Source organism: Nonomuraea sp. NPDC050547, from assembly GCF_044457345.1.
Taxonomy (GTDB): domain Bacteria; phylum Actinomycetota; class Actinomycetes; order Streptosporangiales; family Streptosporangiaceae; genus Nonomuraea.
Window position 1 is genome coordinate 179008 of record NZ_JBITGW010000001.1, and the last position, 15119, is coordinate 194126.

The following is a 15119-nucleotide window of genomic DNA, read 5'->3' on the forward strand; positions in this document are numbered from 1 at the left end:
CAGGAGTATGCGATGCGAGTCGCAGGATCCTTACTCGTGGCGGCCGGGCTGGTGCTCGGCGGCCTCGCCGTACCCGCCCATGCCCAGACGCCCGCCTCACAGACCGTCACCCAGCGCACGGACCCCGCCCCCCGCACCGACCCGGCCCCCCGTCCGGCGACCGAGACCACCGAAGCCCGGCACCAGCAGGACGAGCCCCTCAAGGCCGATGTCCGGCCGCCCCTCCCCGCCACCACGGACCAGCTCAAGCAGGACTACGACGAGCCCGCCCGGCAGCAGAGATCGCTGGCCGCCTGCGAGGTCGAGGGCCGCACCGGAGCCGCCCTCGTCACCGCCGTCAAGGCCGCCGACCTGAGCTGTCTCAACGGGCTCTTCTCGCTCACCGGCTCCCGGGCCCGCGCGGCCTTCCAGGAGTCGCAGATGGTGACGGTCGCGAACGCCCTGCGCGCCACCGCCGCCGCCTACCCCGGCGACAACAGCACCAAGACACTCCAGCTCGTCCTGTACCTGCGCGCCGGCTACTACGTGCAGTGGTACTACCCGCAGGACGTCGGCCAGTACGGCGCCGCGCTCAGGACCGCCATCCGCGGCGGGCTCGACGCCTTCCACAACAACTCCCGGTCCGGCACGGTCAGCGACGCCAACGGCGAAGTGCTCGGCGAGGCGGTCATCCTGATCGACAGCGCCCAGGAGAACGCCCGCTACCTGCCCGTCGTACGCCGCCTGCTGACCGCCTACAACAGCACCTACGACGCCTCGTGGTCCATGGTGAACGCGGTCAACAGCGTCTACACCGTCCTGTTCCGCGGCCACCAGCTGCCGGAGTTCGTCACCGCCGTCCAGAACGACCCCAGCACCCTGACCACGCTGCGCGACTTCGCCGTCAACCACCTGAACCTGCTCAGCACCGAGCGCGCCTACCTGACCGGCAACGCCGGCCGCGAGCTGGCCCGCTTCGTGCAGCACGCCCAGCTCAAGGCGACGGTCCGCCCTATGCTGCGCGACCTGCTGCAGCGCTCGCGGATCACCGGCCCGACCGCCAAGCTCTGGGTGGGCGTGGCCGAGATGGCCGACTTCTACGACCGCGCCAACTGCGCCTTCTACGACACCTGCGACCTGCAGAACCGCCTGACCGCCGCCGCCCTGCCCGTGCGGCACACCTGCGGCCCCACGCTCAGGATCCGCGCCCAGCAGATGACCGCGGCCGAGCTGAGCGGCACCTGCTCCAGCCTGAGCGGCCAGGACGCCTACTTCCACAACCTGGCCGCCGACAACGGCCCGGTCGCCGGTGACAACAACACGACGCTGGAGGTCAACGCCTTCGACTCCAGCGACGACTACCAGACCTACGCCGGCGCCATCTTCGGCATCGACACCAACAACGGCGGCATGTACCTGGAGGGCGACCCGTCGGCCGCAGGGAACCTGCCCAGGTTCATCGCCTACGAGGCCGAGTGGCTGCGCCCGGCGTTCCACATCTGGAACCTCAACCACGAGTACACGCACTACCTCGACGGCCGCTTCAACATGCACGGCGACTTCGGGGCAGGCGTGAGCACGCCGACGATCTGGTGGATCGAGGGCTTCGCCGAGTACGTCTCCTACGGCTACCGCCGCCTGGTCTACGACGCCGCGATCGAGGAGGCGGCCAAGCACACGTACCAGCTGAGCACGCTCTTCGACACCACCTACGACCACGACACCCAGCGCGTCTACCGGTGGGGCTACCTCGCGGTCCGCTACATGTTCGAAAAGCACCGCGCGGACGTCAACACCGTCCTCGGCCACTACCGCACCGGCAACTGGAACGCCGCCCGCACCCACCTCAGGTCACTGAACCACAACGCGAGCTTCGACACCTGGCTGACGGCCTGCGCGGCCGGAGCCTGCGGCGGCGACACCGGTGAGCCGCCCGTCCCCGAGTGCACCGGCTCGGACGCGCGGGCGCTCGGCCAGAACTGCCGCCGCAGCGGCCTGTCGGCCACCCAGGGCAACTACGCCTACCTGTACATCCTCGTCCCGGCCGGTACGGCGAAGCTCACCATCAAGAGCGACGCCGGCACCGGTGACGCCGACCTCTACTACAGCTCCTCGTCGTGGGCCACGACCGGCTCCTACACCCAGCGGGCGACCGGCGCCGGCAACGCGCACACGCTCACCGTCACCAACCCGCCCGCGGGCTACCACTACGTCAGCCTGTACGGCACCGCCGCCTTCACCGGAGCGGCGGTGACCACCAGCTTCTAAAGGTGATCACCAGCTTCTAGAAGTAGCGCGACGTGAGGTCCCCGGTGGGCCACGAGCTCACCGGGACCTTGTTCATCTGCTCGGAGAACCCGTCGAAGTCGGGCGAGCCCTGTTCCTCGCGCCGGTTGAAGCAGGCGGCGTAGCTGAAGCCGTTCTGGATCCGGCACAGGTAGGTGTAGGTGCCCGGCATCGAGCCGTTGTGCCAGGTGTTGATGTTCCCGGGCACCTGGCGCACCCAGATGCCGCCGCCGTACCAGGAGCCGAACTCGTTGACCCCGGTCTCCGGCTTGGTGATGAGCCGGGCGATCGACGCCGAGCTGAGCACCTTGCCGGGCCGGTCCATGGCCAGCGTCCAGCGCACGAGGTCGACGGCGGAGGCCAGCCAGCCGCCGTTGGCGTCCTGGTTGGGCATGTTGAATCCGCCGTACGGGTAGGGCAGGACTTTGCCCGAGGCGTCCACGACGCTCTTGTTGGTGTACTTCGACTCGTAGATCGCCTCGCCGGGGAACGCCTCGGCGCGCAGGCTGCGCCCGAGCCGCATCCGGGTGATGCCGAGCGGCGCGAGGAGCTTGGAGCGCACGTACGACTCGTAGGACTGGCCGGAGACCTTGGCGATGATCCGGCCCAGCAGCATGTAGCCGTAGTTGCTGTAGACCATCTTGGTGCCGGGGTCGTGGTCGAGGCGGCGCTGCGAGCCGTACTTCATGATCTGGGCGTGCCCGATCGGGAGCGGCACGTCGAGGGCGGCGGCGATGGTGTGGTCGAGCCAGAGCTGGTCCTTGGACACGTCGCGGTCCCAGCCGCCCAGGTGGTGGATGAGCCGGAGCACGGTGACCTGGGCCAACCGCGGGTCGGTGGTGGTGGACAGGCCGAGCAGCGGCGCGACCTTCGCCGACAGGTTGAGCTTGCCGTCCTGGACCAGCCGCATGACCGCGGCGGCGGTGATGTTCTTGCTGAGGCTCGCGATGCGCATCGGCGATGTCGGCGTGATCGCGGGCACCGCGCGGGAGCCGTCGTTGTAGCGGTAGGCCCGCGCGAGCACGATCCGGCCGTTCTTCATGATCGCCAGCTGGGACTGCGAGATGTTGCGGTCCTTGACGAACTTCTTCATCAGGTTGTCGAACCCGGCCAGCTGCGACGGGGCGACGCCGTTCGCCTCGACGACGGGCACGGGCGCGGCCTGCGCGGGGCGGGTGACGAGCGCGGCGGCGGGCAGTAGTCCCGCGCCGGTCTTGAGCAGGGTCCGGCGGCTGACGGTCATCGGGTGGGATCTCCTAGGGGTACGACGGGTCAGCTGCGTCCCGGCCGCGGCCGGGTAGTCTCACAGGTGACCCCCGAGTCACATCCGTCTCAATGAGGTCCGTATATTACGGACCTTTCCGGATGTCTCGCACACCTGGGGTCCCCGAACAGCCTGGGGCGAGCGCAATGGTCCAGGCAAGAGCCCCTAAAATAGGTCTGTTTGAAATGAACTTTCTGGCGTGGGCGTTATATCGCGATGAAGGAGGATGACGCATGACGACGGCTGCTCTGCAGACTGTTTTGACCGTTCCTGAGCGCTTCCAGGGTCCCCAGGGGATCGTCAACGGAGGCTGGCTGGCCGGTACGGTCGCCGAAGCTCTGGGAGGCCGAGGCAACGCCGTCGAGGTCACCCTCCACGCCCCCACCCCCGTGGAGACCGAACTGCGCCTGGAGCACGTGGCCAACACCGCCTCGCTCTACCACGGCGACAAGCTGCTGGTCGAGGCCATCCCCGTGCACGAGGACCTCAAGGCCCCCGAGTACGTGCGCTTCGCCGACGCCGCCCGCGCCGAGGCCGGGTTCCCCGGCTGGCAGGGCCACGCCTTCCCCGAGTGCTTCGTCTGCGGCCTGCGCGCCCCCGGCGACGGCCTGCGAATCTACCCCGGCCCGGTCGAGGGCACCGACCTGGTCGCGGCCGGCTGGCGGGTGCCGTACAACGTCGCCGGTGACGACGGCGTGCCCGACGCCATCGTCGGCGCCGCCCTCGACTGCGTCACCGGCTGGGCGCACTTCGGCCCCGGCGAGTCGGCCCTGCTCGGGCGGCTGGCCGTACAGATCCACCGCCGGGTCTACCCCGACGGCACCTACTCGGTCGTCGGCCGCGCCACCGGCCGCGAGGGCCGCAAGCTCTTCGGTGAGAGCGCCATCTACGACGGCGACGGCACCCTGGTCGCCGCCGCGCGCGCCACGTGGATCGCTCCACGCTGACCCGTCAAGGGGTACGGCCCGGCCGTACCCCTGACAGGCGGGCGGCCACCAGCGCCGCGCACCGCCCGTCGAACATGATCGTGTAGTGGTTGCAGCCGGGCACCAACTCGTCGCGCAGCCCCGGCACCCGCTGCGCCCAGTGCGCGGCCAGCGGGCCGGGCAGCATCCCGACCTCCTGGTCGAGCAGCCCGCGCGGCGCCCGCAGCAACGTCACCGGCGCCTCGATCGCGGCCAGCGCCGACCCGATCTCCGCCCCCTTGAGCCGCATCCACCGGCCGTCCTCGCGTACCGCCGTACCGACGGCCCGTGAGCGCAGCGCCCCCTCGGGCCCGGTCAGGTCGTAGCGGACGTACTGCTCGGCCGCGGGCGTCCAGTGGCCGGCGAAGGCCGGATGCGCCTGAAAGAAGGCCACGTAGTCGTCCGCCGACGCGAACGTCTGGCTCAGCCGGGCGATCGCCGGGCCGAGCGTGGCCTCGATCTCGGCGTCCACGTCCGCCCCCGGCGCCAAGGGCGGGAACGGCAGCCCGCCGTCCACCAGCACCACCCGCTCGAACGCGCGCCGCGCCGCCGCCAGCACCGCCACGTACGCGCCCATCGAATGCCCGGTCAGCACCGTGCCGGGGCCGGCGCCCACGTGCCCGGCCACCCGCAGCACGTCTTCGGCGTGCCGTTCAAGACCGTAGGGGCCGGGCAGGTCCGCGCTGTGGCCGCGTCCGCGCAGGTCCATGGCGACCAGCGACCACTCCGGCGGCAGGTGCGCGGCCACCGCGTTCCACGCCATCAGCGAGGCCGTGATGCCGTGCACCGCGACGATCAGCTTCGGCCCGGATCCGAAGACCGCGAACCGCATCCCGTCCACCTCGTCGTATCGCATGACGTGATCCTAGGAGCAGCCTTTCGCGTAGGGGAGTCCCGGATTCACGTAGGTCCGCCATTCCGCCTCGCTGAGCGAGCGGCCGGCGCGTGCGCAGACGGCGGCGGCGACCTTGGCCGGGGCGACCGGGTGCTCGTTCAGCCGGCCGTCGCGGTCCAGCGTCAGCAGGGTGGAGCCGTCGGCGCTGAAAGCCAGCGAGAGCACCTCGCGCACCTGGGGGTCCATGGCGCCGCCGGTGTCGCGCAGCGTCGCGAGCTCGGTGCCGCTGACCGGCTCGTACAGGCGGACCCTGCCGTCGGCGGTGGTCCAGGCCGCGACCACGTCCTCGCGGGGCGAGCGCGCGCTGATCGTGCCGACGCCGGTGGAGACCCCGCCCGTACGCCGCCAGGTGGCCAGGTCCCAGCCGGTCATGCGCTCGCGGGAGTCGATCACGAACAGGGTGCCGCCGGCACGGTCGAAGTGCAGGCCGACGACGGCGCTGTCCCTGCCGCTGCCGGCGAACGGCGGGCCCATCGGGTTGCCGGTGGCCACGTCTATCACCGTCACCTGCCGCCCGCCCAGGGCCAGCCGCCGGCCGTCGGGGGAGAAGGTCGTGAGCGGCTGACCGTCGTGCCTGAACTGCCACAGCATCCGGCGGGTCCGCCAGTCCCAGACCTGAACCAGATAGTCATCTTTTCGCTTGAACCCCGGCGAGGTCATCGACAGCGCGAGCAGGGCGCCGTCCGGGCTGACGGAGACCAGCTCCGGCCCCAGTTTCGCGTCCGGGGTGAACGTGTGGACCGTGCCGTCCTCGACCACCGTCACCCGCCGTCCATCCAGGTCGGTGCTGACCATCAGGCGGCCGTCCGGGCTGAAGTGGGCCGTCTCCAGCTCCAGCGCCCCGCCCTCGGGCCTGCCGTCGGACACCCGCCGGATCCGCACGCCGTCGTCCAGGCCGCCGATCGCCATCCTGGCCCCGCCCGGCGCCAGTTGCCCCACCTCCACCGGGTTGACCGGCCCGCCGCGCAGGTCGGCGACGTCGAGCGAGAAGACCTGGTCGGCCTGCAGGTAGCGGAAGGTCGTGCCGTCGAAGCCGCCGGTCGGCCGCGACGCCTCCTCCGCCTCGCCCCTGACCGGCACCGAGGCGAGCAACTGGGTGTCGGACATCCGCCAGAACTGGACGGTCTCCTCCGCCACGGTGGCCACCAGCCGCCCGTCGCCGTCGAAGACCGGGGCGCCCTTGTTCCAGACGCCCTGCGTGCCCGCGCCGTCGAGGTCACCGAGCTCCTCCATCCGCCCGCGCCCGGTCAGCCGCACCCGATCAGGGTCGGGCACGCCGGTCTCCTCTGCTCGCCAGCGTCCGTCCTGGCTGAAGACCATGCCGTCGCGCACCCGCGAGGGCCCGCTCGCGCCCGTGCGCAGGTCCCACCGCAGGCCCGTGTCGGGGCCGACGACCACGGGCGTGTCCTCGGAGCGGAAGACCACGCCGGCCCATTCGTCGACCAGGTCGAACGGCTTGGCGAAGGCCAGGCTCCGCACCGGACGGCCCGAGCGCGCCTCCCACGCCTTCGCGCCCTTCGCCGTCACGACGACGAGCGTGCGCCCGGACGGCGACAATTCCACCGCGCCCACCAACGCACCCTTGAGCCCGAGCGCGCGCACCCCGCCCGCGCGCCGCCCCGTCCGCAGGTCCCACAACCGGGCCTCGTCGTCGCCGACGCTCACCAGCAGGCGGCCGTTCGCGCTGATGGCCCGCATCGTGTCCGGGCTGGTCGCGGGATCACGGAACATGCCGGTCTCACGCTGGTTGGCGGAGACCGTCAGCTCCGCCCGCGTGCGCGGCGTCCGGTCGAGCCTCCACGCCGTCGCGCTGAACAGCGCCGCCAGCATCGGGTCGGCGCGCCGGGTCGAGGCGGCCAGCGTGGCCAGCCGGTCCGCCTCCGACCTGCGTAACTGCCCGGCGATCTGCTCGGCCCGCTCGTCGGCCAGCCGCCCCTGGTGGATCGCCAGCCCGCCGGCCACCAGCGCGATCACCAGCATCCCCGCCAGGCTCAGCGCGGCCAGCCGCGAGCGCCTGGCCCGGCTGCGCGACAGCCGCGCGGCCGCCTCCAGGAAGTCGCGCTCGGCCGTGGACAGCGTGATGTTCCGGCGCGCCGTGGCCGCCCACTGCAGGGCGTTCTCCAGGCCGCTGCCCTGGAACAGGTCGCCGTCCCTGCGTCCCGCCGCCTCCCACCGGCTCGCCGCGGCGAGGATCTCCCGGTGTACGGCCAGGCCGTCGCGGTTGGCCTCGATCCAGCGCCGGTAGCGCGGCCAGGCGTGGGGGAGTGCCGGGCGGGCCAGCGTCACCTCGTCGTCCGTCCTGGTCAGGAGGTAGCCGAAGACCTCCAGCAGGCGCTTGGCCGCGGCCGCCTCGGGCAGGGGGCGGCCGTCGAGGATCTCGGCCAGGGCGGCCCGCCGTACCGTGAGCTCGCCGCGCGCGCCGACCGTGACCAGCCGCAGGAACACCTCGGGCGCCAGCTCCCGCACGGCCGGATCGAGGAGGCCGTAGGTCTCCTCGGCGAGCGTGCCCAGAGCGGGGTCGTCGGCCTCGGCGCCCATCCGCGCCGCCTCGCGCCCGCCCGCTGCCAGCAGGCGCCCGGTGTCGAAGCCGCCCGGCCCGCCGCGGCTCAGATGCGCGGCGTCGAGCCGGGTGTCGCCGCTGACCAGGGCGAGCAGCAGCTCCCGGGCGCTCGGGCGCTCGGCCGGGTCCTTTCTCATCGCCGCCTCGGCCATCGGGCGCAGCGAGCCGGGCAGCACGCTCAGGTCGGGCGTGGACGACAGCACGCGGTGCATGATGGCGCCCAGGCTGTCGGCCTCGTACGGGTCGGCGCCGGTGGCGGCGAAGACGAGCACGCCGGCCCAGGCGAACACGTCCGCCGGCGCCCCCGCCCGCTGCCCCGTGAACACCTCGGGCGCCATGTAGGCGGGCGTCCCGGTCACCAGCCCCGTCGTCGTGAGCGACATCTCGGCGGTCCTGGCGATGCCGAAGTCGATCAGCCGGGGCCCGTCGGGCCCGAGCAGCACGTTGTCCGGCTTGAGGTCGCGGTGCACCACCCCGGCGTCGTGGATCGCGGTCAGCGCGGTGGCGATCGCCGTGGCCAGCCGGTGCAGGTCCCCGCCCGCGAACCGGCGCCCGCCGGCGACCGCCGCCCGCAGGCTCGGCCCCTCGACGTACTCACTCACGATGTACGGCCGCGGCCCCTCCAGATCGGCCCCGACCACCTCGGCGATGCAGAAGGACGCCACCCGCTGGGCCGCCTCCGCCTCCCTGACTAGCTGGGCGGTCTGGTCGCCGTGCAGCACCTTGACCGCGACCCGGCGGCCGTCCTCGCCGTACCCCTCGTAGACGACGCCCTGCCCGCCCGCGCCCAGCCGCCCCGCCAGCCAGTACGAGCCGAGCCGCTGCGGGTCCCCGTCGATCAACTTCCCCATGGCCACTTGGATGCGTCTGATCTGGGGAAAGTTGCCGGTAAATTACGCCATATGCGGATCACTGTCATCGAACACGAGGCCGACGCGCCCCTCGGGTACTTCGCCGCCTGGCTCGGCCTGCCCTGTGACATCGTCCGCCCCTACCTCGGTGACCCGATCCCCGCCCGCGCCGCCGGCGGCCTCATCGTGCTCGGCGGCGAGATGGCCGCCTGGGAGGACGAGGCCTACCCCTGGCTGCCCGCCACCCGCGACCTGATCCGCCGCTCGGTCGCCGAGGAGACCCCGGTGCTCGGCATCTGCCTGGGCGCCCAGCTCATGACGCTGGCCTGCGGCGGAACGGTCGAACGCGGCGCCGCCGGCCTGGAGGTCGGCGCCTGCCGGGTGACCCTGCTCCCCGTCGCCGACCCCCTTCTGTCCGGCTCCGGCCTGGCGGGAACGGTCCCCGCCGCGCAGTTCCACAGGGACGCCATGACCACCCTGCCGGAGGGCGCGACGCCGCTCATGACCGGCGAGCGCTACCCCCACCAGGCCTACCGGCTGGGGACGAGCGCGTGGGCGGTGCAGTTCCACCCCGAGGTCACCCCCGAGATCTTCGACCGCTGGATCGCCGCCTCCGGGCAGGACCAGAAGCTGGCGGCCGAGGTGAAGGCCGCCGACGCGGCCCTGGTCGCGACCTGGCGGCCGGTCGCCGAGGCCTTCGCCGCCGTCGTCAGAACCAGCGGTCGTTCTCCCGGGGCTTCCGCGGCCGGGTGAGCAGGTGGGCCAGCGCGTGGACCCCGCCCAGCACCACGGGAAAGTACAGCAGCCCCGCCGTGCTCCCGCGCACCGCAACCCCCTCGGCCTTCAACCGCCGCCACGCCCACACGGAGAACGGCAGCACCACCAGCGGTGAGGTCACCAGCCCCGGCGTGTAGCCGCGGGTGATCGCGGCCTGGGCCAGGTGCACCAGCCCGTGCAGCCCGAACCCGGCCAGCACCGTCTGGAACAGCGGGCTGCGCCCACCCGTACGCGCCCCGTCGGCCGCGGCGCCGGCGATCACCCCGGCCATGAGCCCGATCGCCACGTTCACCTGCCGCTGCGACATCTCCAGCCGCTCCCACGGCACCTGCGGGAACCGCTCCTCCAGCCGCTCCCGGTTGTCGCGCACCCACCCGGCCATCGTCGCCAGCTCCTCGGCGTCGTGCACCGCCCACGCCGCCAGCAGCCCCCACGTCACGGTCTTCGGAACCTGCCCCATCATCGCCCTCCCGACAAAACACAACGCACCGTTGCGTTTCACTCTAAGCGTTTCACGAGGCCACCTGTCAAGATGGGGAGGTGCCCAGGATCGAGTCCACCGCAGCCCGCCTGGCCAAGCTCGGCTTCGCCGACGGCGCCCGCGCGGCCCGCCTGGTCGCCGGCCTCACCCCGGACCCGTCCGGCGCGTCCGTCGTGGAAGAACTGCTCGACGACCTGGTGCGGGTGGCCGATCCCGACCTGGCGCTGACCTCGCTCACCCGGCTCGCCGAACGCGACCCCGCCGTCCTGGCCGCCCTCCACGCCGACCGCCCGCTGCGCGAGCGCCTGTTCGCCGTCCTCGGGGTGAGCGCGGCGCTCGGGGAACACCTGGTGCGCCATCCCGGGCAGGTGGGGCTGCTGGCCGTACCGGAGCCGGGTGAAGCGCGCGCCGAGCTGCTGCGCGCGGTCGGCGCCGAGCCCGCCGCGACCGAGCCCCGCGCGAGCGCGGCGACCGACACCCTGGTGGCGCTGCGGGTCGCCTACCGCGGCCGCCTGCTCCACCTGGCCGCGCGCGACCTGACCGGTCAGGCCGCGCCGGCCGAGGTGACGGCGGAGCTGTCCGACCTGGCGGGCGCGGCGCTGGAGGCGGCGCTCGCGATCGCCCGCGCCGAGGCCCCCGACGGCCTGGACACGGTACGGCTGGCCGTCATCGGCATGGGCAAGTGCGGCGCCCGCGAGCTCAACTACATCAGCGACGTCGACGTCATCTTCGTGGCCGAGCCGCGCGACGGCGCCGACGAGACCAAGGCGCTGCGCACCGCCACCCGCCTGGCCCAGGCGATGATGCGCGCCTGCTCGGCCGCCACCTCAGAAGGCGCCCTGTGGGAGGTCGACGCGGGCCTGCGCCCGGAGGGCCGCTCGGGCCCGCTGGTACGCACGCTCGCCAGCCACCTGGCCTACTACCGCCGCTGGGCCAAGACGTGGGAGTTCCAGGCGCTGCTCAAGGCCCGCCCGATCGCCGGCGACCTGGAGCTGGGCGCCTCCTACGTCGCCGCCGTGAACGACCTGGTCTGGTCGGCCGCCACCCGCGAGAACTTCGTCGAGGACGTCCAGGCGATGCGCCGCCGCGTCGAGCGGCACGTGCGGGCGGAGGGCGAGCGGCAGATCAAGCTGGGGCCCGGCGGCCTGCGCGACATCGAGTTCGCGGTGCAGTTGCTGCAGCTCGTCCACGGCCGCCTCGACCCGCTGCTGCGTCGCAAGGCCACGCTGCCCGCCCTGGCCGCGCTGTCCCGAGGCGGGTACGTCGGCCGCGAGGACGCCCGCCAGCTGGCCGAGGCCTACACATTCCTGCGCCAGGTCGAGCATCTGCTGCAACTGCACCGGCTGCGCCGTACCCACGTCCTGCCGACCGCCGACGAGGACCTGCGCCGCCTCGGCCGCGCGCTCGGCACGCAGGTGAACCCGGTGGGCGAGTTCACCGCGCGCTGGCGCCGCCACGCCATGGAGGCCAGGCGGCTGCACGAGAAGCTGTTCTACCGGCCGCTGCTGCAGGCGGTCGCCCGGCTGCCCGAGTCGGAGGCGCGCCTTTCCCCGTCGGCCGCGGCGGCCAGGCTGGAGGCGCTCGGGTATGTGGACCCCGCCGGAGCCCTGCGCCACATCGCCGCACTGACCAGCGGAGTCTCCCGCCGCGCCGCCATCCAGCGCACGCTGCTGCCGGTGATGCTGGGCTGGTTCGCCGGCACCCCCGATCCCGACGCCGGACTGCTGGGCTTCCGCCAGGTCAGCGACAAGCTGGGCTCGACGCCGTGGTACCTGCGGCTGCTGCGCGACGAGACCGCCGTGGCCGCGCGGATGGCCCGCGTGCTGGGCACCAGCCGCTACGCGACCGGCCTGCTCACCAACGCCCCCGACGCCGTCGCGCTGCTCGGCTCCGACGACGAGCTCGCCACCCGTCCCGCCGCCGCGCTGCTGGCCGAGGCCTCCGCGGCGGTCTCCCGGCACGACGACGCCGAAGCGGCCGTGGCCGCCGTGCGCGCGCTGCGCCGCAAGGAGCTCTTCCGTACGGCCGTCGCCGACATCTCCGGCCTGATCGACATCGAACAGGTGGGCGTGGCCCTGTCGGAGCTCAACGACGTCACCATCCAGGCGGCGCTCGACGCGGCCGTGGCCAAGGTCACCCTGGAACGCCGGGCCCCGCCGCCGACCCGCTTCGCGGTGATCGCGATGGGCCGGCTGGGCGGGATGGAGTGCTCCTACGCCAGCGACGCCGACGTCATGTTCGTCCACTCGCCGCTCACGGGCGCGGCGGAACGGGAGGCGTCGGAGGCCGCGTTCGCGGTGGCCAACGAGCTGCGCCGGCTGCTGGCGCTGCCCGCCCAGGACCCGCCCCTGCTCATCGACCCCGACCTGCGGCCGGAGGGCAGGCAGGGCCCGCTGGTGCGTACGCTCGCCTCCTACGCCGCCTACTACGCCCGGTGGTCCTCGCCCTGGGAGTCGCAGGCGCTGCTGCGCGCCCGCTTCTCGGCCGGGGACGCCGGGCTGGGGGCGGAGTTCACGGCGGCGGCCGACGGCCTGCGCTACCCGAAGGGCGGCATCGGCGAGGAGGCGGTCAGGGAGATCCGCCGGCTCAAGGCCAGGATGGAGGCCGAGCGCCTGCCCCGAGGAGCCGACCCGGCCCTGCACACCAAGCTGGGCCGCGGCGGCCTGTCCGACGTGGAGTGGGTGGCCCAGCTGCTCCAGCTCCAGCATGCCCACGAGCACCCGCCCCTGCGTACCACCCGGACGTTGCGCACGCTGCGCGCGGCGGTGGAGGAGGGCCTGCTCGACGCGGCCGACGAGACGGTGCTGGGCGAGGCGTGGCGGGCCGCCTCCCGCATCCGGGACGCCATCATGCTCGTCAAGGGCCGTCCGGGCGACAGCCTCCCGGCCGGAGCCCCGGAGCGCCGCCTCATCGCCCGCACCCTCGGCTACCCGCCGGACGGCTCCGAGGACCTCCTGGACGACTACCGCCGGGTCACCCGCCGCGCCCGCCAGGTGGTGGAACGCGTCTTCTACGGCTCCTGAGCCGGGATGACGTTTGTCAGGCGGGATCGATGACGGGGGAGTCTGCACCCGCCCCGGCGGCAGGAGGCACACTCGGGGCATGACGTTGAGCATCGCCGAGGAGTTCGTGCTCCTCGCACACGGGGACGAGGACGGCAAGCCGCTGGTCAAGGAGGAGCGGCTCAAGCTCGTCCTCGTCGCGGCGCTGATGGCGGAGCTCGCGCTCAGGGAGCGGATCGAGCTCGACGAGGACGGCGGCGTCCTGCTGCTGGACGGCGCGCCGACCGGCGACGCGGCGCTCGACGCGGTGCTGGCCAGGTTCGGCGAGGTCGAGACCACGCTCCTGCCGCGCACGTGGTTCGCCAGGCTGCACGCCGAGCAGGACCCGGCCCCGATCCTGGCGGGCCTGGCCAGGACCGGAGCGCTGCGGGCCGACCGGCGCAGGAGCTTCGGAGTCTTCACCAGCACCCGCTACCCGCAGGGCGACCCGGCCTTCGAGCAGGAGGTGCGGGAGCGGATCCAGGCGGGGCTCGGCGGCGCGGAGGTCACGCCCCGCACCGCCGCGGTGCTGGCCCTGGTGTACGCCGCGCGCCTGCTGCCCCAGCTGTTCCCCGGCGCCGACACCGCTCGGGCCGACGAGCTCGTCGCCGGCGACTGGGTCGGCCAGGAACTGCTCGCCTACTACGGCGGCGCCAAGGGTGACCTGGCCACGACGGCGTTCAACACGATCCTCGGGGACGGCGCGCTCTAAGGACGGCTCAGCCGGTAAAGAACGGTACGGCGGAGCGGGCTGCCCTCGGGAACGTTCGGGTGGTCGAAGTCGTCGGCCGGGTCGCGGGTCATGCCCAGGCGTTCCATGACGGCACGGGAGCGGACGTTGCGCACGGCGGTCATCGAGACGATCTCCTTCAGGTTCAGCTCGCCGAAGCCGCGGGCCAGCGCCGCCCCGGCCGCTTCGGTGGCGTACCCGTGGCCCCAGGCGGACCTGGTCAGCCGCCAGCCGATCTCGACGGCCGGGGTGAAATGGGCGGGGAAGTCCCAGTAGATCAGCCCGGTGAAGCCGACGAACTCCCCGCTCTCCCGCACCTCGAGCGCCCACAGCCCGTAGCCGTCGCGCGCGAAGCCCATCTCCATGCGGTCGATCATCATGTCGCTCTGCGCACGCGTCAGCCGGGCCGGGAAGTGCTCCATCACCTCCGGGTCGGCGTTCATGGCGGCGAACGGCTCGCGGTCCTCCTCGCGCCAGCGGCGCATGATCAGTCGCTCGGTCTCCATCCTGTCAACGATAGGACGAAAGCCCCGCCTCCACAGCCTCCCGCTCGTCGTGCAGGAGCCCGTGCACGGCCTCCTGGAGGGCGAAGGTCGCGGCATAGGCGCGCGCCCGTTCCGCGAGATCGGGAAACCGTACGGCCAGCCGCCGCCTGACCGGATCCGGCGAGGAGACCGACAGCGCCGCGAAGTCGACCGCCGGATCGCCGGGCCCCGCCTCGTCCCAGTCGAGGACGCCGCTCACCCGGCCGTTCTCGATCAGGACGTTGGCGCCGCCCAGGTCGCCGTGGACGAACCCGGCCGGGGCGCTCGCGGCGGTCTCGGCGGCCGCGGTGACCTCGGCCAGCGCCCTTCGGCCCGCCTCGGGGGACAGCAGGGGGACGACGCGGTGCCGTACCTCGGTGGCGAGGGTCCGCCACTCCGCGCGCCAGGATGCGGCGCCGTCGTGCGGGACGGCGGCCAGGCGCGCCAGGAGCGCGGCGAGCGCGTCCGGCTCCACGGGCGTCAGCTCCGACAGCGGCACGCCCGGCAGCAGGCGGGTCACCAGGCAGCCGGCGCGCACGAGCACCACCTCCGGAGCGGGCAGGCCGTGGGCGCGCACCAGGCGCATCCGCTCGGCGAGCGGCTCCACCGGGGCGCCGTAGCGGGGGAATCGCCAGGCCAGCCCGGCGTCGTCGTCGAGCACCACGTCGGCGTGCTCGCCGCGCACCAGACGCAGGCCGTCGGGGGTGCGGCCCATCGCGCGGGCGTAGTCGTCGATCACGATCGTCCTCACTGCCGGGAGTGAGGA

General features: G+C 73.2%; 11 protein-coding genes. 5 read left to right on the forward strand and 6 right to left on the reverse strand.

The window, feature by feature from the left end; all coding sequences use genetic code 11:
- The first annotated feature begins 12 nt into the window (after positions 1-12).
- Complete coding sequence (locus ACIBHY_RS00880) at positions 13-2247, forward strand: M9 family metallopeptidase (RefSeq protein WP_397245564.1); 2235 nt, start codon at positions 13-15, stop codon at positions 2245-2247.
- 16 nt (positions 2248-2263) lie between these two features.
- On the opposite strand, the gene ACIBHY_RS00885 is transcribed toward ACIBHY_RS00880, so the two are convergent.
- On the reverse strand, positions 2264-3508 hold the full coding sequence (locus ACIBHY_RS00885) for a serine hydrolase domain-containing protein (RefSeq protein WP_397305535.1): 1245 nt from the start codon (positions 3506-3508) through the stop codon (positions 2264-2266).
- 254 nt (positions 3509-3762) lie between these two features.
- Between ACIBHY_RS00885 and ACIBHY_RS00890 the strand changes: the two genes are divergently transcribed.
- Positions 3763-4476 (forward strand): PaaI family thioesterase, encoded by a 714-nt coding sequence (locus ACIBHY_RS00890; RefSeq protein ID WP_397245568.1) that lies wholly within the window; start codon positions 3763-3765, stop codon positions 4474-4476.
- A 4-nt stretch (positions 4477-4480) separates the two neighbouring features.
- Here ACIBHY_RS00890 and ACIBHY_RS00895 read toward each other — a convergent pair whose 3' ends face one another.
- The gene (locus ACIBHY_RS00895; protein ID WP_397305536.1) at positions 4481-5350 is read right to left on the reverse strand and encodes an alpha/beta fold hydrolase; all 870 of its coding nucleotides are present in this window, start codon (positions 5348-5350) and stop codon (positions 4481-4483) included.
- A gap of 9 nt (positions 5351-5359) precedes the next feature.
- Complete coding sequence (locus tag ACIBHY_RS00900) at positions 5360-8800, reverse strand: protein kinase (protein ID WP_397305537.1); 3441 nt, start codon at positions 8798-8800, stop codon at positions 5360-5362.
- Positions 8801-8851: 51 nt separating this feature from the next.
- Here ACIBHY_RS00900 and ACIBHY_RS00905 point away from each other — a divergent pair, with 51 nt between their 5' ends.
- Positions 8852-9553 carry a type 1 glutamine amidotransferase gene (locus tag ACIBHY_RS00905; protein WP_397305538.1) on the forward strand — a complete coding sequence of 234 codons (702 nt, stop codon included), beginning with the start codon at positions 8852-8854 and terminating at the stop codon, positions 9551-9553.
- Here ACIBHY_RS00905 and ACIBHY_RS00910 read toward each other — a convergent pair.
- Entirely contained in the window at positions 9510-10040 is a 531-nt protein-coding gene (locus ACIBHY_RS00910) for an HXXEE domain-containing protein (protein ID WP_397305539.1), read from the reverse strand. The two genes, ACIBHY_RS00905 and ACIBHY_RS00910, sit on opposite strands and share 44 nt — an antisense overlap.
- 77 nt (positions 10041-10117) lie before the next feature.
- Between ACIBHY_RS00910 and ACIBHY_RS00915 the strand changes: the two genes are divergently transcribed.
- Complete coding sequence (locus ACIBHY_RS00915) at positions 10118-13081, forward strand: bifunctional [glutamine synthetase] adenylyltransferase/[glutamine synthetase]-adenylyl-L-tyrosine phosphorylase (protein ID WP_397305540.1); 2964 nt, start codon at positions 10118-10120, stop codon at positions 13079-13081.
- 79 nt (positions 13082-13160) lie between these two features.
- Positions 13161-13811, forward strand: a complete 651-nt coding sequence (locus ACIBHY_RS00920) for a GPP34 family phosphoprotein (RefSeq protein WP_397245580.1) — start codon at positions 13161-13163, stop codon at positions 13809-13811.
- Here the strand turns inward: ACIBHY_RS00920 and ACIBHY_RS00925 are convergent.
- Both ACIBHY_RS00925 and ACIBHY_RS00930 read right to left on the reverse strand, forming a co-directional pair.
- Entirely contained in the window at positions 13808-14335 is a 528-nt protein-coding gene (locus tag ACIBHY_RS00925; protein ID WP_397305541.1) for a GNAT family N-acetyltransferase, read from the reverse strand. The two genes, ACIBHY_RS00920 and ACIBHY_RS00925, sit on opposite strands and share 4 nt — an antisense overlap.
- A 4-nt stretch (positions 14336-14339) precedes the next feature.
- Positions 14340-15104 carry an aminoglycoside phosphotransferase family protein gene (locus ACIBHY_RS00930; RefSeq protein ID WP_397245584.1) on the reverse strand — a complete coding sequence of 255 codons (765 nt, stop codon included), beginning with the start codon at positions 15102-15104 and terminating at the stop codon, positions 14340-14342.
- Positions 15105-15119 lie beyond the last annotated feature (15 nt).

Coding starts and splice junctions, on each gene's coding strand:
- ACIBHY_RS00880 (WP_397245564.1), top strand. CDS start 13: ATGCGAGTCGCAGGATCCTTACTCGTGGCGGCCGGGCTGGTGCTCGGC.
- ACIBHY_RS00885 (WP_397305535.1), bottom strand. CDS start 3,508: ATGACCGTCAGCCGCCGGACCCTGCTCAAGACCGGCGCGGGACTACTG.
- ACIBHY_RS00890 (WP_397245568.1), top strand. CDS start 3,763: ATGACGACGGCTGCTCTGCAGACTGTTTTGACCGTTCCTGAGCGCTTC.
- ACIBHY_RS00895 (WP_397305536.1), bottom strand. CDS start 5,350: ATGCGATACGACGAGGTGGACGGGATGCGGTTCGCGGTCTTCGGATCC.
- ACIBHY_RS00900 (WP_397305537.1), bottom strand. CDS start 8,800: ATGGGGAAGTTGATCGACGGGGACCCGCAGCGGCTCGGCTCGTACTGG.
- ACIBHY_RS00905 (WP_397305538.1), top strand. CDS start 8,852: ATGCGGATCACTGTCATCGAACACGAGGCCGACGCGCCCCTCGGGTAC.
- ACIBHY_RS00910 (WP_397305539.1), bottom strand. CDS start 10,040: ATGATGGGGCAGGTTCCGAAGACCGTGACGTGGGGGCTGCTGGCGGCG.
- ACIBHY_RS00920 (WP_397245580.1), top strand. CDS start 13,161: ATGACGTTGAGCATCGCCGAGGAGTTCGTGCTCCTCGCACACGGGGAC.
- ACIBHY_RS00925 (WP_397305541.1), bottom strand. CDS start 14,335: ATGGAGACCGAGCGACTGATCATGCGCCGCTGGCGCGAGGAGGACCGC.